This window comes from Streptomyces sp. NBC_01788 (assembly GCF_035917575.1).
Classification (GTDB): domain Bacteria; phylum Actinomycetota; class Actinomycetes; order Streptomycetales; family Streptomycetaceae; genus Streptomyces.
The window spans coordinates 6649107-6670224 of the sequence record NZ_CP109090.1 but is presented as its reverse complement, the minus strand read 5'-3'; the positions used below and the strand labels follow the sequence as shown (position 1 = coordinate 6670224).

Here is a 21118-nt window from a genome sequence, read left to right as displayed (position 1 = left end):
GCTCCAATGGGCGGCTCCTGCCCACCGTCGACCGGGGTGTCATTCCGTGCTGTTGAAACTCATGGGCACACGACTGCGCCCCTACGCGAGATCCGTTGCCGCTCTGGTCGCCCTGCACCTGGTGCAGATCCTCGGCACGCTGCTGCTGCCGACGCTGGGCGCCGCGCTCATCGATGAGGGAGTCGTCCGCGAGGACAGCGATCGCATCGGCGTCATCGGCGCGACGATGGCGGTGGTGGCGCTGGTCCAGATCGCCGCGGCGCTGGGTGCCGCGGCGCTGGGCGCGCGTACCTCCACCGCCCTGGGGCGGGACCTGCGGTCCGCCGTCTTCCGCCGCGTGCTGGACTTCTCCGCCCGCGAGATCGGCCGGTTCGGCACCCCGTCGCTGCTGACCCGCTCGGTGAACGACGTGCAGCAGGTGCAGAACCTCGCCCAGTCCGGGCTCGGCATCTTCGTCGCGGCTCCCCTGATGTGTCTGGGCAGTGTGATGCTCGCACTGCGCCAGGACGTGCCGATGGCGCTGGTCCTCGTCCTGATGGTGCTGATTGTGGGCGCCGGCTTCGGTTTCCTGCTGGCCCGCATGGCCGCGCTGTACGCCCGGCTGCAGGTGACGCTGGACCGGCTGGGACGGCTGCTGCGGGAGCGGATCACCGGCGTGCGCGTGGTGCGTTCCTTCGCCCGCGACTCCTACGAGAGCGGGCGCTTCACCCGCACCAACGACGAACTCCTCGGCCTGAACCTGGGAGTGGGCCGGCTCATCGCGGTGATGCTGCCGACGGTCCTGCTGCTGATGAACCTCTTCACCCTGGCGCTGTTGTGGGTGGGGGCCCGGCGGATCGACTCGGACAGCATGCGGATCGGCTCGCTCAGCGCCTTCCTCAGCTATCTGTCACTCATCCTCATGTCCGTGGTGATGCTCGCCTTCGTGTTCCTGAACGTGCCGCGGGCCCGGGTGTCCGCGGAGCGGATCACGGAGGTCCTCGAAGCGGAGACCGATGTCGTCCCGCCCGCCGCGCCGCGGCCCATGACGGGCCCCGCCGGGCAGGTCGAGCTGCTGGGAGCCGAGTTCCGCCACCCGGGCGCCGAGAACGCCGTACTGCGGGACCTGTCACTGACGCTGCGACCCGGTGAACGGGTTGCGATCCTCGGCAGCACCGGCTCCGGCAAGACCACACTGCTGAACCTGATCCTGCGGCTGGTCGACGCGACCGCGGGCGAGGTACGGATCGGCGGCACGGATGTGCGTGAACTGGACCCGTCGGTGCTGGCCGACGCCGTGGGCTACGTACCGCAGCGGCCGTACCTGTTCGCCGGGACCGTCGCGACCAATCTGCGCTTCGGCCGACCGGACGCCACGGAGGAGGAGCTGTGGGAGGTGCTGCGGGTCGCCCAGGCGGACGGCTTCGTGACCCGGCTCGGCGGCCTCGACGCGGAGATCGCCCAGGGCGGCACCACCGTCTCCGGCGGCCAGCGCCAGCGGCTGGCGATCGCGCGGGCGCTGCTGCGCCGCCCCGCCGTCTACCTCTTCGACGACTCCTTCTCGGCGCTCGACCAGAGCACGGAGGCGGCCCTGCGGGAGGCCCTCGTGCCCTGGACGGCGGGCGCCACCGTGATCGCCGTGGCGCAGCGGGTGGCCTCCGTACGCGGCGCCGACCGGATCGTCGTCCTGGACCAGGGTGGCATCGCCGCCACCGGCACCCATGACGTGCTGCTGCGTGACAGTCCCACCTACCGCGAGATCGCGCTCTCGCAGCGCACCCGAGAGGAAGCCGCTCATGGCGCCGGACGTTCCTGAGGAGCACGAATCGGACCGGCCGGTTCGCCGGCTCGTCGGTCTGCTGCGCCCGCACCGCCGGCCCGTGGGCCTCGCCCTGACGGCGGGTGTCGTCGGCATCCTCCTCAACGCCTTCGGCCCGCTGCTGCTGGGCCGCGTCACCGACCTGATCGCCGACGGCGTCCTCGGGAAGGGCGGACCGGCCCCGGGCGTCGACTTCGGGGCGCTCGGCAGGATGCTGATGATCCTGCTGGTTCTGTACGTGGCGGCATCGGTGTTCATGCTGCTGCAGAACTGGCTGGTGGCCTCGGCGGTCCGTCTGCTCATCCACGACCTGCGGCACCGGGCGCAGGAGAAACTGGCGCGGCTGCCGCTGCGCCACTTCGACCGGCAGCCGGCCGGCGAGACGCTCAGTCGCAGCACGGACGACATCGACAACCTCCAGCAGACGCTGCAGCAGACCCTGACCGATCTGATCGGCTCGGTGTTCTCGCTGGTCATCATGTTGACCCTGATGCTGGTCATCTCCCCTTCGCTGGCCGTGGTGATGCTGCTGAGCGTCCCGGTGTCGGGGCTGCTCGCCGCCTGGATCGCCAAGCGGGCCCAGCCGCGGTACGCCGCCCAGTGGTCCGCCAGCGGCAGTCTGACCGCGCATGTCGAGGAGATGTGCGCCGGGCACGCGCTGGTGAAGGCCTTCGACCGGCGGGCGGAGGCCGAGCGGCGCTTCGACGAGCGCAACGAGGCGGTGTACCGGGCCGGTGCCGGAGCGCAGTTCGCGTCCGGCGCGATCGAGCCCGTGATGATGTTCGTCGCCAACCTCGGCTATGTCGCGGTCGCCGTCGTCGGCGCCTGGAAGGTCGTGAACGGCTCGCTGACCCTGGGCGATGTGCAGGCGTTCATCCTGTACGCGCGGCAGTTCAGCCAGCCGATCGTGGAGATCGCCTCGGTCGCGGGCCGCCTCCAGTCCGGGGTGGCCTCGGCGCAGCGGGTGTTCACGCTGCTCGACGCGCCGGAGCAGGAACCCGAACCGCGCAGCCCGCTCGCTCCGAGGCGCGCCGAGGGCCGGGTGGAGTTCCAGGACGTGTCGTTCCGCTACTCCCCCGACGTGCCGCTCATCGAGGGGCTGTCCCTGTCCGTGGAACCCGGCAGCACCGTCGCGATCGTCGGCCCGAGCGGCGCCGGCAAGACCACGGTCGCCAACCTGCTGATGCGTTTCCACGAGATCGACTCGGGCCGCATCCTCCTGGACGGCACCGACACCGCCGCGATGAACCGCGACGACCTGCGTTCCCGCTTCGGCCTCGTCCTCCAGGACACCTGGCTGTTCAAGGGCACGATCGCCGAGAACATCGCCTACGGATCCCCCGGCGCGACCCGCGCGGACGTCGTGGAGGCGGCCCGCGCGACCTGCGCCGACCGCTTCATCCGCACCCTGTCGCAGGGGTACGACACGGTCCTGGACGACGAGTCCGGGGGTGTCAGCGCCGGGGAGAAGCAGCTGATCACGATCGCGAGGGCGTTCCTCGCCCGGCCCGCCGTACTCGTCCTGGACGAGGCGACCAGCTCCGTGGACACCCGCACCGAGCTGCTGATCCAGCGGGCCATGAACACCCTGCGGGCGGGCCGGACGAGCTTCGTGATCGCCCACCGCCTGTCCACCGTCCGCGACGCCGACGTCATCGTCGTCATGGACTCCGGCCGCATAGTCGAACAGGGCACCCACGACCAACTCCTCGCGGCCCAGGGCGCGTACGCCCGCCTGCACGCCGCCCGCGCGGACGCCCCGACGGCCGAGGTACCGACGGGCTGAGTGGCTGCGGATCGGGCCGACCAAGATGATGTCGGACGGCTCGCTGATCGGCCGGTCGGCGGCGACGTGCTGCGACTACCACGACGCGCCCGGCAACAGCGGACTGCTCCAGCACGAGCCCGGGCAGATCCGCCGCTACATCGCCGGCGCACCGCTGCGGCTGGCAGATCGCCACGCACGCCATCGGGGACGCCGCCCTCGACGTCGTACTCGACGCGTACGAGGAGGCGCAGCGGCTGCATCCGCGCGCCGACGTCCGCCACCGCGTCGAGCACGCGGCGGTGACCAGTGACGCGCAGGTCGCCCGCATCGCCCGGCTCGGCCTGATCCCGGTACCGCAGGGCCGGTTCCTGTCCGAGATCGGCGACGGGGTCCTCACCGCGCTCGGTCCGGTCCGGTCCGGTCCGGTCCGCAGCCAACTGGCCTACCGCATGCGGTCGTTCCTCGATGCGGGCGTGGTGCTTCCCGGCTCCTCGGACGCCCCCGTGGTCGCCTCCGACCCGCTCCTCGGCATTGCCGACATGGTCAACCGCCGCACGGCCTCGGGCGCCCCGATCGGCCCGCACGAGGCGGTCACGGCGCGGCAGGCACTGCACGCGTACACGGTCGGCTCGGCCCACGCCGTCCACGAGGAGCACATCAAGGGCACCCTGGCCCGCGGCATGCTCGCCGACTTCGCGGTCCTCAGCGACTTCGTGGAAAGGGGGCCGAGGTCAGACGAGTCGGCGGTGGGCGCGCAACGCCAGGTGGACGGCGAGTGCCCGCGGTGTTCCCACCGGGTCGCCGCCCAGGAGGTCGAAGGCGCGCTGCAGCCGCGCGTAGAGCGACTGGCGCTGCAGGTGCAGTCTGCTCGCCGTGCGGGTCTTGTTGAAGCCGGTCTCGAAATACGTCTCCAGGGTGGTGAGCAGGAGGTCGCGTTCCTCGTCGCGCAGGGTGAGCAGGAGTCCGAGCTGCTCCTGTACGAGTCTTTCCGCCGGGACACGCAGTTCGTTGTCGAGCAGCAGCCGCTCGGCACTCAGCTCGGCGGCGTCGACCACACCGGCTCTGAACGCGCGCGTGGGGCGCCGCAGACACTCCAGCGCCGCGCCCAGTGAGACGGCGGCGTCCTCCAGGGACGGCATCACCGGGCCGACCGCGATCGCCGTCCGGTCGGACGTGCGCCAAGCGGTGAGGTCGGCGACGAGCCGGGTCCGGAGGTTGGCGGCCCCGTCGCGGTCACGCAGTGACACGAGCGTGTGCACGGCGAGTGGGGAAGGCACGTCGACCGCGGTCCGGCCGTAGCGGGACAACAGGTCGTCCAGGCGGCGGAGTTCGGCCGACGGCCCGGTGGCACGGGCGGCCACGCCGATGACCGGCGCCTCGGCGCGGAGGCCGATCGACATGCCGAGCCGGCGGATCCGCTGCGGGTGGGTGCCGTCGGCCGCGGCCAGCCGGACGAGTTCACTCGAGGCGAACTCGCGCGGGCCCGGCGGCCTGAAGCGCAGCAGTGCCAGCTTCAGGGCCTCGATCGTCCGGTCCTGCGCCAGTTCCAGCGTCTCGACATCCGCGTCGGCGTCCGGGTAGAGCACGAGGGTGGCGGCGGGGACCCCGCGGATCGTCAGCCCCGTCCCCATGCCCTCGAACGGAGTCGGCGCCTCAACGGCGGGGCCGCCCCCGGGGCTCTCCGCCGGCCTGCTGGCGGCGATGAGCCGGTCGGTGGCGTCGAAGACGGCGGCCGCGGTCGACGTGTGCCGTACGAGCGCGTCCAGCACCTCCTGTACGCCGCCGCCCTCGGCGAGCGCCTCGGACTGCTCGTGGGAGAGCACGCCCACCGAGCGCAGCCGCGTCACCGACGCGTTGACCAGGGCGCCGTTGATCACCTCGGCGACCTCGACGAACGGGACGACCCGCCGCAGCTCGACGACCGGGAAGTCCGTCGCGGCCGCTTCCTCGACCAGAGGTGCCGGAACCTCCAGGAGCTCGCCGCCGGTTTCGATCGCGACGCCCGCGACTCCCCGCGCGGCCAGGCTGCGGACGTACGCTCGCTGCTCGTCCTCGTTCGCGCGGGCCAGCATGGTGCCGCCGGTCAGCAGCAGCTCGCCGCCGCGCAACAGCGGTGCCACCTCGAGGACTTCGCTGGAGTGGAGCCATCGCACGGTCCGCCGCTCCAGACCTCGCGAACCGGTCAGGACCCGCGGCTCGGCTGGGGCGAGGCTCGGGTGGGCGAGGACCCGTTCCAGCGACATCAGCATGACGTTTTGTGTAGCACAGAAGCACAACTGTATGACAGTTCGTTTCTTGTTCTGTGTGACCGTGGCCACCAGGATTGCCGGTCAAGCGGCCCGTCTCCGTGCGCGAAAGGCCGTCTCAATCTGGGGGTCCACCCATGTCAGCTTCCTCCGCACCCTCTTCCCCGCCACCGTCCACCGTCCCGGAGGTCGAGGCCGCGCTGCAGCCCGTCCCGGAATCCGCCCGGTCCAACAGTGTGTCCGGCCAGTTCTGGATCTGGTGCGGCGCCAACATCGCCCCCATCAACTGGGTCCTGGGGGCGCTCGGCGTCAAACTCGGTCTGGGGCTGTCCGACACGCTCGTCGTGCTGGTCGTCGGCAACCTCATCGGCATGGCCTTCTTCGGCGTCTTCGTTCTCATGGGCCAGCGCACCGGTGTGACCGGCATGGTCCTGGGGCGCGCCGCCTTCGGGCGTCGCGGCAACTATCTGCCGGCCGCCATCCAGGCGTGCCTGGCGATCGGCTGGAGCTCCGTCAACACCTGGATCGTCCTGGACCTGGTCATGGCCCTGCTGGGCAAGATCGGCCTGGTCGATCCGCACGGCACCAACCACGTGTGGAAGATCGCGGTCGCGGCCGTGATCATGGTGATCCAGGTGTGCATCTCCTGGATCGGCTACCGCGCGATCTCCGCCTTCGAACGCTGGACGGTACCGCCCACCATCGTGGTCCTGGTGGTGATGTCGGTGGTGGCCTGGTTCTTCCTCCACATCGACTGGTCGTACGCGGGCCCGCCCGGACAGGTGCTCACCGGCAGCGCGCGGCTGGCCGCGATGACCGGTGTGATGACCGCCATCGGCATCGGCTGGGGCATCACCTGGTTCACCTACGCCGCGGACTACTCACGCTTCGTCAGCAAGGACATGCCCCGGCGCAGGCTCTACCTCGCCAGCACCCTGGGCCAGTTCATCCCCGTGGTGTGGCTGGGTGTCCTCGGCGCCACCCTCGCCACCAAGAACGGCTCCGTCGACCCGGGCCGCCTCATCGTCGACAACTTCGGGGCGCTCGCCATCCCCGTACTCCTGCTGGTCCTGCACGGCCCGGTCGCGACCAACATCCTGAACATCTACACCTTCACCGTCGCCACCCAGGCCCTCGACGTCCGGGTGCCGAGGCGCACGCTGAGCAGTGTGGTGGGTGTGCTGTCCATGGCCGCCGTGGTCTTCTTCATCTACCAGGAGGACTTCGCCTCCGTCCTCGACACCTGGCTGGTCGGGCTCGTTGCGTGGGTTTCCACCTGGGGCGGCATCATGCTCGTCCACTACTACCGCGTCGAGCGCGGCTCGATCCGGGTCGACCGGCTCTTCGACCCCGTGGGCACCCGGCGGCTGCCCGATGTCAACTGGGCCGGGTACACCGCCTTCTTCACCGGCGTCTTCGCCACTTGGCTGTTCATGTACGGGCTGATCCCGTTCTTCCAGGGCCCGATCGCCGTCGCCCTGGGCGGTGTGGACCTCTCGTGGCTGGCCGGCGGGCTCACCAGCGCGGCGGTCTACGCGGTGCTCGGACCGCGTGCCGCCCGGCCGGCCCGGGTCTCCGCCCTCCCCTCCGTTGCGGAAAGGACCGACGATGAACTTCCCCTGGCCTGACGGCGTTCGCGCTGCCGCGGCGTTCACCTTCGACGTCGACGCCGAGTCGTGCGTCCTCGCCCACGATCCCTCCGCCTCGTCGCGGATGTCGCTGATGACCCATCAGTCCTACGGTCCGCGGGTCGGAGTGCCCAGGCTGTTGCGGGTGCTGCGGCGGCAGGACGTGAAGGCCACGTTCTTCGTCCCGGGGTTCACCGCCGACACCTATCCCGACATGGTGCGGAGCATCATCGACGAAGGTCACGAGGTGGCGCACCACGGCTATCTCCACGAGCCGATGCAGGGGATCGACGCGGCGCGGGAGGCCGAGTACCTCGACCGTGGCCTGGAAGCGCTGGACCGGCTCGGCATCCGCCCGGCCGGCTACCGCGCCCCGTGGTGGGAGATGAACTGGCACACGCCGGACCTGCTCATCGAACGCGGCTTCCAGTACGACTCCAGCCTGCTCGACGGCGACACCCCGTACCGGCTGCACGGCACCGAAACGGCGGGCGACCTGGTCGAGATTCCCGTCGACTGGGGACTCGACGACTGGGAGCAGTACGCCTTCTACCCCGGCTGGACCGGCAGCGGGGTGATCGAGAGCCCGCGCAAGGTGCACGAGATGTGGCTGCTGGAGGCGCGGGCGCACCACGCCGAGAGCGGCTGCTTCGTCCTGACCAACCACCCCTTCATCTCCGGTCGTCCCTCCCGGGCGGCGGCTCTGGAGCGGTTGATCGAGGACGTGCGCGCCCTGGACGGCATGTGGGTCACCACGCTGGAGGAGATCGCGGCCCACACCGCCGGGGCCGTCGGGGAGCTCCGGCGCGTCGACCGGATCGAGGCACCCGGCGCACTCGCGACGAACCGCGAGTAGCCGGCCTGACACCGCCACGCGTACGCGCCGGGCTCTCGCGGAACCGCGGGAGCCCGGCGCGTTCGACCGTTTCAGGCGGGACCGTCCTCGAGGGTTCCCGGGCCGTGCCCGCCGAGGCGTCGGGTCACCTGGTCGGCGGCGGCGCGAACCGCCTCGCCGAGTACCGGCAGCTGCTCGGGGGAGACACGGAAGCGGGGTGCCGAGGCGAGCACGGCCGCGGCCACCTCACCGCGGTGGTCGAAGACCGGCGCCGCCACGCCGACCTCCTGCAACGAGGTCTCCCCGTAGTTGGTGGCGTAGCCCTGCTCGTGAGTCTCGTCGAGCCGGGTCAGGTACGCCTCGAGCGCCGCGTCGTCGAGCCCGGGGAAGACCAGCGTGCCGTTGGTCAGCAGGGCACGCGCGGTATAGGCGGGCAGCTGGGCCAGGAACACCTGCACCGACGAGCTGGCCGCGGTGTTGTAGCGGGTGCCCAGCGGGGTGGTGTGCTTGACCTCGTGGCGGCTGGGCACCTGCTCGACACACACGGCCTCGGAGCCGTTCCACAGCATCAGCGCCGCGGTCTCCTCGGTGCGCCGGCTGAGCTCCCGCAGCACCGGGTGGGCGACGCGGCGTACGTCGAGGTCCGCGAGCAGCGGTCCGGCCATGGCGATGACGCCCAGACCCAGTTGGAAACGCCGGGAGTCCGCGGCCCGTTCCACCAGGCCGGCCTGCTGCAGCGTGGCGAGAATGCGCGAGACGGTGCTCTTGTGCAGTCCGACCCGGGCGGCGATGTCGGTGACCCCCAGCTGGGGCTCTTCGGCGCTGAAGCTGAGCAGTACGGAGATGCCGTTCTGCAGGACGGAGATCCCGCGGTTCTCGCCCACGCCCGTGTCGTCGCCGTTCTTGTCCGGCTGGTTGTCTGCCATGGTGCTCCCATCGTGCCGCATGGACGGCGACGGCACGGTGCCGCTCCGGCCCAAGTGGCCGGAGCGGCACCGTGTGGCGTCGGGTTCCCCGGTCACACGCCCAGGATGTTGTGCTCCGGGCCGAAGGGGAACCTGGTGATGTTCTCGGCGCCGTTCTCGGTCACCACCAGAATGTCGTGCTCACGATAACCACCGGCGCCCGGCTCTCCCTCGGGCACCATGATCATCGGTTCCATGGACACCACCATGTTCGGTTCGAGCACGGTGTCGATGTCCTCGCGGAGTTCGAGCCCGGCCTCCCGGCCGTAGTAGTGGGACAGCACGCCGAACGAGTGGCCGTAGCCGAAGGTCCGGTTGGGCAGCAGACCGTGACCGATGTAGATCTCGTTGAGGGTGTGGGCGATCTCGGCGCAGCTGATGCCGGGCTTGATCAGTTCCAGACCACGGCGGTGCACTTCGACGTTGATCTCCCACAGCTGAAGGGACCGGGCGTCGGGCTCGCCGTAGAAGAGGGTCCGCTCCAGGGCGGTGTAGTAGCCGGAGATCATCGGGAAGCAGTTGAGGCTGAGGATGTCGCCGCGTCCCACCTTGCGAGTGGTCGGCCAGTTGTGGGCGCCGTCGGTGTTGACGCCCGACTGGAACCAGACCCAGGTGTCGCGGATCTCGGTGTGCGGGTACGTGCGGGCGATCTCGCGAACCATGGCGTCGGTGCCGGCCAGCGCGACCTCGTACTCCTGGACGCCTTCACGGATGGCCGCGCGGATGGCCTCGCCACCCAGGTCGCCGACGCGTGCGCCCTCCTTGATGAGGGCGATCTCCTCGTCCGACTTGACCATCCGCTGCCGCATGGCGGCCTGCGCGATGTCGGTGAACCCGGCGCCGGGGAAGGCGGCTTCGAACTTCCGCAGGGTGTCGAGGGGCAGGCTGTCGTGCTCGACGCCGATCCAGCGCGGAGCGACGCCCCGCCCCTTCAGCGTCTCCTGGATGACGTGGATGTAGTTGTCGCGGTGCCAGTCGGTGTACACGACGTTGTCACCGAAGGTGCGCCGCCACGGCATACCGGCGTCGATGTTGGCGGAGACGGTGATCTGGTCGTCCCCGGTGACGATCAGCGCGTAGGGCCGGCCGAAGGAGGTGTACAGGAAGTCGGAGTAGTACTTGATGTTGTGGTACGAGGTGAACAGGACGACGTCGACGCCGGCCTCGGCCATCGCCTTGCGGAGCAGCGACAGCCGGCGCCCCATCTCCGCGTCGGAGAAGGTCAGCCGCTCCTTCTCACCGTTGTGGATCAGCTTCAGGCGCTCGAGCTCGGCAGCGGACATGGTTACTCCTTTTCATGGGTTCGGCTTCTCTTCCCCGATGGGCGGGGTGGAGTGGTTCGGGGGTGGGACCGCTTCTCATTCCTCGCGCAGCGGCTCGCGCGAGGTCTCCTTCGACCGCAGGACGGCCCACAGCGAGAACAGCGCGGCGGCGACGAGATACCAGGCGGGGGCGAGGGGGCTTCCGGTCCAGGAGATGAGCAGCGTGGCGACGAACGCCGCGGTGCCGCCGAAAAGGGCGTTCGCCAGGTTGAAGCTGATGGCGAAGCCGCTGTAGCGGACCCGGGTCGGGAACAGCTCGGCGAGGAAGCTGGGCAGCGTCCCGTCGTTGAGCGTGAGCATCCCGCCGAGCAGCACCTGGATGGCGATCACGGTCAGCAGTCCGGCGCCGTCCAGCAGCATGAACGCCGGGACGGTGCACAGCGTGAACAGGACGGACGCCGTGATCAGCATCTTCTTCCGGCCGAACCGGTCCGAGGCCAGGCCGGTGAAGAAGATGAAGGCGATGTACGTGGCGAGCGAGACGGTGGTGGCCAGGAACGACTCGGTGGCGCCGAAGTGCAGCTCCTCCGACAGGTACGTCGGCATGTAGCTGAGCAGCATGTAGAAGGCGACCGCGTTGAGCACGGTGGCGCCCATCGCGAGGATCAGCGGGCGCCGGTTGGCGCGCAGCATCCGCCTGGCCGGGGTCGGCACGACCTCCTGCTGCTCCTCCAGGGCGCGGAAGGCGGGGGTGTCCTCCAGGCGCAGCCGGATGTAGCGGCCGATCAGACCCATCGGAGCGGCGAGGAGGAAGGGCAGGCGCCAGCCCCAGCTGTGCATCTCTCCCTCGGAGAGGACTCCGGTGAGCAGCGCCGCGAGCAGGGAACCCAGCAGCAGGCCGGACGCGGTACTCGCCGGAACCACGGAGGCGTACAGGCCGCGTCTGCCGGCGGGGGCGTACTCGACCAGGAAGGCGGAGGCGCCCGCGTACTCGCCGGAGGCGGAGAAGCCCTGGACGACCCGGACCACCAGGAGCAGGGCCGGTGCGAGCAGGCCGACCGCGCGATAGGTGGGCAGCAGGGCGATGCAGAAGGTCGCCACTGACATGATCACGATGGACAGTGACAGGGCGCTGCGGCGGCCGACCTTGTCGCCGATGTGCCCCCAGACGAAGCCGCCGAAGGGGCGGACGAAGAAGGAGACGGCGAAGACGCTGAAGGTCGCCAGCAGGGCCGTCGTGCGGTCGGTGTCGGGGAAGAAGACCGTGGAAATGGTCGCCGCCAGGTATCCGTAGGCGGCGTAGTCGAACCACTCCACGAAGTTGCCGATGAAACTCGCCGCCACCACGCGACGGCGCGTGGAGGGGGCGACGTCGGCGTCCGGCGGGCCGGAGATGTCGGGTGGGGACATGACTGGTGCAACGGAGGAGATGGGCGGGGCATTCTGCCCAGAGAGGCTCGGCTGGTCGCTCATGGAACCGGCTCCCAAGCATGAGGTTGCGTGAGCCGCAACGGTGTTGCACACCATAGGAGTGTGTACGGGAGTCGACAAGACGTGGCGGGCGGCTTCTTTTTAGTTTTGCCGGTTGCCAACCAGAGACCGCGCGGCCGCGCGTTGAGTTCGCCCTGTTGCACCGCGTGCAGTTGGGTTGCGACATGCGCGACATCAGGCGGTGCCGGAAACGGACGACGCAGAGCCGCCGTAGCGATGCTACGGCGGCTCCGTGATGGGGTTGTCGCGGGTCAGCGCGGGCCGATGCCGCCCAGTGGGCCGCGGGAGGGCCGGCTCAGATCGCCTCGCGGATCGCCCGCTCGAAGCCCACGACATGGCTCCGCGCGAGCTCCGAGGCCTTCTCGGGGTCGCCGTCGACGATGGCGCGCAGCAGCGGTCCGTGCTCGACGACGTGTCCCGCCATGCCCGGCACCCGGTCCACGAACAGGCACCAGATCCGGGTGGCCAGGTTGTCGTAGCGGATGAGGGTGTCCTCGAAGTACGGGTTGTGCGTGGCGGCGTAGATGGCCCGGTGTACGCGCAGGTCGAGGCGCATGAGGGCGTCCGCGCCCTGTGCGGAAGTACCCTCGCCCTCCAGGCCGCGCAGCAGCGCACCCAGTGCCCCGCGGTCGGCGGCGGTGGCGCGCTCGGCCGCGCGGGCCGCCGCCATCGGCTCCAGCTGACGCCGGACCTCGGAGATGTGGGCGAGGTCGGTGATGTTGACCTCGGTGGCGAAGGTGCCGCGCCGGGGGTAGGCCACGATCAGCCGCTCGTGCTGCAGGCGCTTGAGGGCTTCACGCACCGGCGTGCGCCCGAAGCCGACGCTCTGCGCGAGCAGGTCCTCGTTCACCGGTGCGCCGGGCGGGATCTCCAGCATGATCAGGCGGTCGCGGATGTCGCGGTACGCACGCTCGGCGAGAGTGGGCGTCTCCCCCTCGCCGGCTGTCCGCGAAGCTTCCACCTGCTTCATTCCGCCACCCCCTTGACCCTTCCGTCGGCCTGTCCTACGTTACCGCACACACTGATATATCAGTGTTGGAGCAGTCGCATATTAAGGTGGTGCTCACCATGGCAGCGAGTCCGTCGACGACGGAGGACGGCAGCCTCCTCTCCCTCCCCCTGGCCGCACTGGACCCCGAGATCGCCGCCGCCGTCTCCGAGGAACTCCGGCGCCAGCAGACGACACTCGAGATGATCGCGTCCGAGAACTTCGCCCCGGCGGCCGTGATGCAGGCCCAGGGCTCGGTCCTGACGAACAAGTACGCCGAGGGATACCCCGGCCGCCGCTACTACGGCGGTTGCGAGCACGTCGACGTCGTCGAACAGCTCGCGATCGACCGGGTCAAGGCCCTCTTCGGCGCCGAGGCCGCCAACGTCCAGCCGCACTCGGGTGCCCAGGCCAACGCCGCCGCGATGTTCGCCCTGCTCGACCCCGGGGACACCATCCTCGGTCTCGACCTGGCGCACGGCGGGCACCTCACGCACGGCATGCGCATCAATTTCTCCGGCAAGCTCTACAACGTCGTGCCGTACCACGTCCGCGAGTCCGACCTGCGCGTCGACATGGACGAGGTGGCCGAGCTGGCCCGCGCGCACCGGCCGAAGCTGATCGTCGCCGGCTGGTCGGCCTATCCGCGCCGGCTCGACTTCGCGGCCTTCCGGCGCATCGCCGACGAGGTCGGCGCGTACCTCATGGTCGACATGGCGCACTTCGCGGCACTGGTCGCGGCCGGTCTCCACCCGAGCCCCGTGCCGTACGCGGACGTCGTGACGACCACCACCCACAAGACCCTCGGCGGGCCCCGCGGCGGCGTGATCCTCAGCCGGGCCGCCCTCGCCAAGAAGATCAACTCCGCGGTCTTCCCCGGCCAGCAGGGCGGGCCGCTGGAGCACGTGATCGCCGCGAAGGCGGTCGCCTTCAAGGTCGCGGCGGGCGAGGAGTTCAAGGAGCGCCAGCAGCGCACCCTGGACGGCGCCCGGATCCTCGCCGGACGACTGCTCGCCGACGACGTGGCCGAGGCCGGGATCTCCGTCCTCACCGGCGGTACCGAGGTCCACCTCGTCCTCGTCGACCTGCGCGACTCCGCGCTCGACGGGCAGCAGGCCGAGGACCGGCTGCACCGCGTCGGCATCACCGTCAACCGCAACGCCGTGCCGTTCGACCCCCGCCCGCCGATGGTCTCCTCCGGCCTGCGGATCGGCACCCCCGCCCTGGCCACCAGGGGTTTCGGAGCCGAGGAGTTCCGCGAGGTCGCCGACGTCATCGCCCGCGCCCTGAAGGAGGAGGACCTCACCGACGAGAGCGCCGCCCTGCTGCGCGACCGGGTCACCGCGCTAGCCGAGAAGTTCCCGCTCTACGCCGAGCGGACCGCCCCCGCCGCACCGACCGGACCCTCCGACCAGAACGGAACCGCCGGATGACCGCCGCACCGCTGCCGGAGCACCCCGACTGGCTCTGGCGCACCCCCGACCCCCGCCCCTCCTACGACGTCGTCATCGTCGGCGCCGGAGGCCACGGCCTGGCCACCGCCTACTACCTCGCCAAGAACCACGGCATCACCAACGTGGCCGTACTGGAGAAGGGCTGGCTGGCCGGCGGCAACATGGCCCGCAACACCACCATCATCCGCTCCAACTACCTGTGGGACGAGAGCGCGGCCATCTACGAGCACGCCCTGAAGCTGTGGGAGCGACTGCCCGAAGAGCTGGACTACGACTTCCTGTTCAGCCAGCGCGGTGTGCTCAACCTCGCGCACACCCTGCAGGACGTCCGCGAGGGTGTGCGCCGCGTCAACGCCAACCGCCTCAACGGAGTCGACGCCGAATGGCTCGACACCGACGAGGTCGCCAAGGTCTGCCCGATCGTCAACGTCTCGCCCGGCACCCGCTACCCGGTGCTCGGCGGCACCTACCAGCCCCGCGCCGGCATCGCCAAGCACGACCACGTCGCCTGGGCGCTCGCCCGCCGCGCCGACGAGATGGGCGTCGACCTGATCCAGGGCTGCGAGGTCACCGGGTTCGTCAAGGACGGCGACCGGGTCGTCGGCGTCGAGACCAGCCGGGGCCGCATCCTGGCCGGCCGGGTGGGTCTGGCGGCCGCCGGACACAGCAGCGTACTGGCCGAACTGGCCGGGTTCCGGCTGCCGGTGCAGTCGCACCCGCTGCAGGCACTGGTCTCCGAACTGCACCAGCCCGTGCACCCCACCGTGGTCATGTCGAACCACGTGCACGTCTACGTGTCGCAGGCGCACAAGGGCGAACTGGTGATGGGCGCGGGCGTCGACACGTACAACGGCTACGGCCAGCGCGGCTCGTTCCATGTGATCGAGCACCAGATGGCCGCCGCGGTGGAGCTGTTCCCCGTCTTCGCCCGCGCGCACGTGCTGCGGACCTGGGGCGGCATCGTCGACGTCACCCCGGACGCGTCCCCGGTCATCGGCACCACGCCGGTGGAGAACCTCTTCGTCAACTGCGGCTGGGGCACCGGTGGTTTCAAGGCCACCCCGGCCGCCGGCTGGACCTTCGCCCACACCATCGCCACCGGCGAGCCGCACCCCCTGAACAAGCCCTTCGCCCTGGAGCGTTTCACCACGGGCGCCCTGATCGACGAGCACGGCGCCGCGGCCGTGGCCCACTGAGAGGAGGACACCGTGCTGCTGCTGAACTGCCCATGGTGCGGTCCTCGGGACGAGACCGAGTACCACTACGGAGGACAGGCCCACATTCCCTTCCCCGAGACCGCCGGGGACCTCACCGACGAACAGTGGGCCGAGTACGTCTTCTACCGGGACAACCCCAAGGGCCCCTTCGCCGAGCGGTGGGTGCACTCCACGGGCTGCCGCCGCTGGTTCAACGTCGTGCGCGACACCGTCAGCTACGAGGTGCTCGCCGTCTACCGGCTCGACGAGCCCCGCCCCGAGGTCCCCGGACTGCCCGGGCCCGACGACCTTCGCCAGCCCGCCGATCCGGCCGGAGGGAACCGATGACCGACCTGGAATTCCGTCTGCCGCACGGCGGCCGCGTCGACCGCGACACCGTGCTGCGGTTCACCGTCGACGGCCGCGAGCTGACCGGCCACCCCGGCGACACCGTCGCCTCCGCGATGCTGGCCCACGGTGCCGTCGAGGTCGGGCCCTCTCTCTACCGGGGCCGTCCCCGCGGCATCGTCTCCGCCGGCGTCGAGGAGCCCAACGCCCTGCTCCAGATCGACGGACCGTGCTCGGAGGGCATGCTGCCCGCCACCGCCGTGGAGCTGTACGACGGGCTGTCCGCCACGACCCTGTCCGGAATGGGCGTCCTCGATCCGACCCCGGACCCGGCCGTCTACGACAAGAAGTACGTGCACACCGACGTCCTGGTCGTCGGCGCGGGCCCGGCCGGACTCGCGGCCGCCGCCGCGGCGGCCGGCTCCGGCGCCCGGGTGATCCTCCTCGACGACCAGCCCGAACCCGGCGGTTCGCTGCTGTCCGGGCGCACCGAGACGGTCGGCGGGCAGACCGCCCTGGAGTGGGTGGCCGAGGTCCGCGCAGCCCTGGAGGCGGCCCCCGAGACCGTCGTCCTGCCCCGCACCACCGCCTTCGGTTCCTACGACGACAACTACGTCCTGGCCCTGCAGCGGCGCACCGATCACCTCGGCGCCGACGCCCCCGCCCCGGCCGAGGGCGTCTCGCGCCAGCGGCTGTGGCACATCCGGGCCCGCCAGGTGGTCCTGGCCCCCGGCGCCCACGAGCGACCGCTGGTGTTCGCCGGCAACGACCGCCCCGGCGTGATGCCCGCCTCCGCCGTCCGCTCCTACGTCAACCGCTACGCCGTGGCACCCGGCTCGCGCGCCGTCGTGAGCACCACCAACGACAGCGCCTACGACACCGTGGCCGACCTGCACGCGGCCGGCGTGGAGATCGCCGCCGTCGTCGATGCCCGCCCCGAGCTGTCCCGGCGGGCGGCCGAGGTCGCCGCGGCCACCGGCGTCAAGGTCCTGACCGGCAGCGCGGTGACCGGCACCGCGGGCGAGAGACGCCTCACCGGCGTCACCGTCCAGGGGCTCGACGGCAGCGGTGAACTCACCGGCGAACCCGTCTCGTTCGACTGCGACCTGCTCGCCGTCTCGGGCGGCTGGAGCCCGGTGGTGCACCTGCACAGCCAGCGCCAGGGCAAGCTGCGCTGGGACGACGGACTGGCCGCCTTCGTGCCCGACGGCACGGTCCGCGACCAGCAGGTCGTCGGCGCCGCCCGCGGGACCTACGCCCTCGACGGCGCGCTCGCCGAGGGCGCGCGGGCCGGTGCGCGGGCCGCGACGGACGCCGGGTTCCCGGTGCCCGTGCCCGACGCGCCCGCCGACGCCGCCGACCGCGCCGCGGTGCGCGCGCTGTGGCTGGTGCCCGCGCCCGGCAACGGCTCCGACGGCTCCGGCTCCGGTCCCGGCACCTGGGACACCCACTTCGTCGACCTGCAGCGCGATGTCACGGTCGCCGACGTGTGGCGGTCCGTCGGCGCCGGAATGCGCAGCGTCGAGCACGTCAAGCGCTACACCTCGCTCGGCACGGCCAACGACCAGGGCAAGACCTCGGGCGTCAACGCGATCGGCGTGATCGCCGCCGCCCTCGGCGACGGCGCCTCACCGGGCGAGATCGGCACCACGGCCTACCGGGCGCCGTACGCCCCGGTGGCCTTCGCCGCCCTCGCCGGACGCGAGCGCGGCGACCTGTTCGACCCCGAGCGCATGACGTCGATCCACAGCTGGCACGTCGCCCACGGCGCGGAGTTCGAGGACGTCGGGCAGTGGAAGCGGCCGTGGTACTTCCCCCAGGAGGGGGAGGACATGGACGCCGCGGTGGCCCGCGAGTGCCGCGCGGCCCGCGAGGGCGTCGCCTTCATGGACGCCTCCACCCTCGGCAAGATCGAGATCTGGGGCAAGGACGCCGGGGAGTTCCTCAACCGCGTCTACACCAACGCCTTCAAGAAGCTCAAGCCCGGCTCCGCCCGCTACGGCGTGATGTGCAAGCCGGACGGCATGATCTTCGACGACGGCGTGACCCTGCGCCTGGACGAGGGCCGCTACTTCATGACCACGACCACCGGTGGCGCGGCCGGCGTACTGGACTGGCTGGAGGAGTGGCTGCAGACCGAGTGGCCCGAACTCGACGTGCACTGCACCTCGGTGACCGAGCAGTGGACCACGATCGCCGTCGTCGGCCCGAAGTCCCGTGACGTCGTCGCCCGGCTCGCCCCGGACCTGGACCTGTCCAACGAGGCGTTCCCGTTCATGACGTTCCGCGAGACCACCCTGGTCTCCGGCGTCCCCGCCCGCGTCTGCCGGATCTCCTTCTCCGGCGAACTCGCCTACGAGATCAACATCTCCGCGTGGTACGGGCTCTCCGTCTGGGAACAGGTGCACGCGGCCGGACAGCAGTACGGCATCACCCCCTACGGCACCGAGACCATGCACGTCCTGCGCGCCGAGAAGGGCTACGTCATCGTCGGCCAGGACACCGACGGGACGGTCACCCCGCACGACGCGGGCATGGCCTGGGCGGTCTCCAAGCAGAAGGACTTCATCGGCAAACGCTCCTTCAGCCGCCCCGACACCGCGCGCACCGACCGCAAACACCTGGTCGGCCTGCTGCCCGCCGACGGCACCACCCGGCTGCCGGAGGGCTCCCAGATCGTCGCGCCCGACGTCCCCGTCACCCCGCAGGACGGGCCGGTGCCGATGCTCGGCCACGTCACCTCCAGCTACCACAGCCAGGCGCTCGGCAGGCCGTTCGCCCTCGCGCTCGTCGCCGACGGGCGCAACCGCATCGGCGAGACCCTGATCGCCCCCGTCGGCGACACCCTGGTGCCCGTCCTGGTGGCCGAACCCGTGCTCTACGACCCCGAAGGGACCAAGCGAGATGGCTGAGCCGACCGACGCGGGACCGGCGACGCTGCGCCGCAGCCCGCTGACGCACCTTCAGGAGCGGATGCGCGCCGCCGGCGTCACCGGCGAGCGCGGTGTGTCGCTGACCGAGTGGCCCTTCATCACCATGGTGAGCCTGCGCGTCGCCCCCGCCTCCGCGGCGGCCGGCCGCATCGGCTCGGTGCTCGGCGCACCGCTGCCGGACCACTGCGGCCAGACCGCGCAGAGCGGCCCGCACACCGCGGTGTGGCTCGGCCCCGACGAGTGGCTCGTGCTGTCCCAGGGCGACGGGCCGGTGCTCGCCGCCGAACTGCTGGACGCACTCGCCGGGGACCCGGGCTCGGTCGTCGACGTGTCGGCGAACCGGACCACGCTGGAGCTGAGCGGCCCCTCGGCCCGCCAGGTCCTGGAGAAGGGCTGCGTCCTGGACCTGCACCCGCGCTCCTTCGGGCCGGGCCGTGCGGTGTCCACGCAGGTCGGACCGGTTCCGGTGGTGCTCTGGCAGACCGGTGACACGGCGTACCGGCTCTTCCCCCGGTCCTCGTTCGCCGACTACCTGGCCCGCTGGCTCATCGACGCGATGAGCGAGTACCAGGGCCCCGAGGTGCCCTGATGGCCCTCAGCGTCTTCGACCTCTACTCGGTCGGCATCGGCCCCTCCTCCTCCCACACGGTGGGGCCGATGCGGGCGGCCCGGCGCTTCGTCGAGGGACTGGAGCGGGACGGGCTGCTGGACGACGTGGTCGGCGTCCGGGCGGAGCTGTACGGCTCGCTCGGCGCCACCGGCCGGGGACACGGCTCCGACAAGGCCGTCGTCCTCGGCCTGGAGGGCGAGGACCCTGCCACCGTCGACACCGACCGGTCCGACGACCGGGTGGCGCGGGTCCGTGCCGACGGCACCCTGCTGCTCGGCGGCAAGCACCGGATCCGCTTCGACAGCGACAAGGACCTGGTGCTGCACCGGCGCAAGTCCCTGCCCGCCCACCCCAACGGCATGACGTTCCGGGCCCTGGCGGCGGACGGGCGGGAACTGGCCGCCCGCACCTACTACTCCGTCGGCGGAGGCTTCGTCGTCGACGAGGAGGCCACCGGCGCCGACCGCGTCGTCGCGGACACCACGCCCGTGCGGTTCCCGTTCCGCTCGGGTACCGAACTGCTCGGCATCTGCGCCCGCGAGAACCTGACGATCAGCGAGGTGATGCTCGCCAACGAGCAGGCGTGGCGGCCCGAGGCCGAGGTGCGCGCCGGACTGCTCGACCTGTGGGCGGTCATGCGGGCGTGCGTCGACCGCGGCTGCCGGCGCGAGGGCGTGCTGCCGGGCGGCCTGAAGGTCCCCCGGCGCGCGCCGGCGCTCCACCGCGAGCTGAACGCCGCCGGCCACGACAGCACGGACCCGTTGCGGGGCATGGACTGGGTCAACCTGTTCGCCCTCGCCGTCAACGAGGAGAACGCCTCCGGCGGCCGTATCGTGACCGCCCCCACCAACGGGGCGGCCGGGATCGTGCCCGCCGTCCTCCACTACTACGCGCGCTTCGTGCCCGGCGCCGACGACGACGGCGTCGTCCGCTTCCTGCTGACCGCCGCCGCCATCGGCATCCTGTTCAAGGAGAACGCGTCCATCTCCGGCGCGGAGGTCGGCTGCCAGGGCGAGGTCGGATCGGCCTGCGCGATGGCCGCCGGGGCGCTGTGCGAAGTCCTCGGCGGCAGCCCCGCACAGGTGGAGAACGCGGCCGAGGTCGGCATCGAGCACAACCTGGGCCTCACCTGCGACCCGGTGGGCGGTCTGGTGCAGATCCCCTGCATCGAACGGAACGCCGTCGCGAGCGTCAAGGCCATCAACGCGGCACGGCTGGCCCTGGCCGGCGACGGCACCCACAAGGTCAGTCTGGACAAGGCGATCAGGACCATGCGGGACACCGGCCGCGACATGAAGTCCAAGTACAAGGAGACCGCCCGCGGCGGCCTCGCCGTCAACGTCATCGAGTGCTGACGCGATCCCTGCCACCAGGCATACGAGCACTGGCTCACAGCAGTTGGGGCGAGGGCCGCGACCTCATGGTCGCGGCCCTCGATCCGTGTGGGCGGTACCCCTCCGGGTTCCCGATGTTTTCAGCCATGGACGCGGGCGCTTCGCGGCGTGGACGGTTCGTTGAGTGATCCCTTCATCAGCAGACATTCTGTTCATTGAGGACCACCCGGGCGTTCGCCAGGATGACGTCACGGAACAGCGG

At 71.1% G+C, this 21118-nt stretch carries 15 protein-coding genes and 1 pseudogene; 11 read left to right on the top strand and 5 right to left on the bottom strand.

The genetic code is table 11. The features are described from left to right. The first annotated feature begins 46 nt into the window (after window positions 1–46). The 3 genes and pseudogenes from OIE49_RS30340 to OIE49_RS30330 form a co-directional block, all read left to right on the top strand. On the top strand, window positions 47–1795 hold the full coding sequence (locus OIE49_RS30340) for an ABC transporter ATP-binding protein (RefSeq protein WP_326805074.1): 1749 nt from the start codon (window positions 47–49) through the stop codon (window positions 1793–1795). Continuing rightward, complete coding sequence (locus OIE49_RS30335) at window positions 1776–3584, top strand: ABC transporter ATP-binding protein (RefSeq protein WP_326805073.1); 1809 nt, start codon at window positions 1776–1778, stop codon at window positions 3582–3584. Before OIE49_RS30340 ends, OIE49_RS30335 begins: the two co-directional genes overlap by 20 nt. A 167-nt stretch (window positions 3585–3751) precedes the next feature. Beyond that, window positions 3752–4234 (top strand): annotated as a pseudogene (locus OIE49_RS30330) (amidohydrolase family protein); the annotation flags it as partial. Between the two features lie 63 nt (window positions 4235–4297). Here the strand turns inward: OIE49_RS30330 and OIE49_RS30325 are convergent. Beyond that, entirely contained in the window at window positions 4298–5815 is a 1518-nt protein-coding gene (locus OIE49_RS30325; RefSeq protein ID WP_326805072.1) for a PucR family transcriptional regulator, read from the bottom strand. Window positions 5816–5949: 134 nt separating this feature from the next. On the opposite strand from OIE49_RS30325, the gene OIE49_RS30320 reads away from it, so the two are divergent. Then, window positions 5950–7440 (top strand): purine-cytosine permease family protein, encoded by a 1491-nt coding sequence (locus OIE49_RS30320; RefSeq protein ID WP_100566691.1) that lies wholly within the window; start codon window positions 5950–5952, stop codon window positions 7438–7440. After that, window positions 7421–8296 (top strand): polysaccharide deacetylase family protein, encoded by an 876-nt coding sequence (locus tag OIE49_RS30315; protein ID WP_326805071.1) that lies wholly within the window; start codon window positions 7421–7423, stop codon window positions 8294–8296. Before OIE49_RS30320 ends, OIE49_RS30315 begins: the two co-directional genes overlap by 20 nt. Before the next feature lie 71 nt (window positions 8297–8367). Here the strand turns inward: OIE49_RS30315 and OIE49_RS30310 are convergent, their stop codons facing one another. From OIE49_RS30310 to OIE49_RS30295, 4 genes are all read right to left on the bottom strand, one after another. Beyond that, window positions 8368–9201: an IclR family transcriptional regulator gene (locus tag OIE49_RS30310; RefSeq protein ID WP_326805070.1), complete on the bottom strand. Its 834-nt coding sequence runs from the start codon at window positions 9199–9201 to the stop codon at window positions 8368–8370. 92 nt (window positions 9202–9293) lie between these two features. Then, window positions 9294–10523 (bottom strand): aminopeptidase P family protein, encoded by a 1230-nt coding sequence (locus tag OIE49_RS30305; protein WP_326805069.1) that lies wholly within the window; start codon window positions 10521–10523, stop codon window positions 9294–9296. Window positions 10524–10598: 75 nt separating this feature from the next. Next, window positions 10599–11912, bottom strand: a complete 1314-nt coding sequence (locus OIE49_RS30300) for an MFS transporter (protein WP_326805068.1) — start codon at window positions 11910–11912, stop codon at window positions 10599–10601. Between the two features lie 376 nt (window positions 11913–12288). Continuing rightward, window positions 12289–12963 (bottom strand): GntR family transcriptional regulator, encoded by a 675-nt coding sequence (locus OIE49_RS30295; protein ID WP_326805067.1) that lies wholly within the window; start codon window positions 12961–12963, stop codon window positions 12289–12291. A gap of 98 nt (window positions 12964–13061) precedes the next feature. Here OIE49_RS30295 and glyA point away from each other — a divergent pair, with 98 nt between their 5' ends. Genes glyA through OIE49_RS30265 form a run of 6 tightly spaced genes read left to right on the top strand, consistent with a single transcriptional unit; the run spans window position 13062 to window position 20877 of the window. Further along, a complete protein-coding gene (gene glyA / locus OIE49_RS30290) occupies window positions 13062–14414 on the top strand; it encodes a serine hydroxymethyltransferase (RefSeq protein WP_326805066.1) in 1353 nt (450 codons plus the stop codon). Then, on the top strand, window positions 14411–15631 hold the full coding sequence (locus OIE49_RS30285; RefSeq protein WP_326805065.1) for a sarcosine oxidase subunit beta family protein: 1221 nt from the start codon (window positions 14411–14413) through the stop codon (window positions 15629–15631). The genes glyA and OIE49_RS30285 overlap by 4 nt, the downstream gene beginning before the upstream one ends. 12 nt (window positions 15632–15643) lie before the next feature. Continuing rightward, entirely contained in the window at window positions 15644–15979 is a 336-nt protein-coding gene (locus OIE49_RS30280) for a sarcosine oxidase subunit delta (protein ID WP_326805064.1), read from the top strand. Beyond that, window positions 15976–18891 (top strand): sarcosine oxidase subunit alpha family protein, encoded by a 2916-nt coding sequence (locus OIE49_RS30275; protein WP_326805063.1) that lies wholly within the window; start codon window positions 15976–15978, stop codon window positions 18889–18891. The genes OIE49_RS30280 and OIE49_RS30275 overlap by 4 nt, the downstream gene beginning before the upstream one ends. Further along, on the top strand, window positions 18884–19501 hold the full coding sequence (locus OIE49_RS30270) for a sarcosine oxidase subunit gamma (RefSeq protein WP_326805062.1): 618 nt from the start codon (window positions 18884–18886) through the stop codon (window positions 19499–19501). The genes OIE49_RS30275 and OIE49_RS30270 overlap by 8 nt, the downstream gene beginning before the upstream one ends. Beyond that, window positions 19501–20877, top strand: coding sequence for an L-serine ammonia-lyase (locus tag OIE49_RS30265; RefSeq protein ID WP_326805061.1), 1377 nt, complete (start codon window positions 19501–19503; stop codon window positions 20875–20877). Before OIE49_RS30270 ends, OIE49_RS30265 begins: the two co-directional genes overlap by 1 nt. Window positions 20878–21118: the final 241 nt, after the last annotated feature.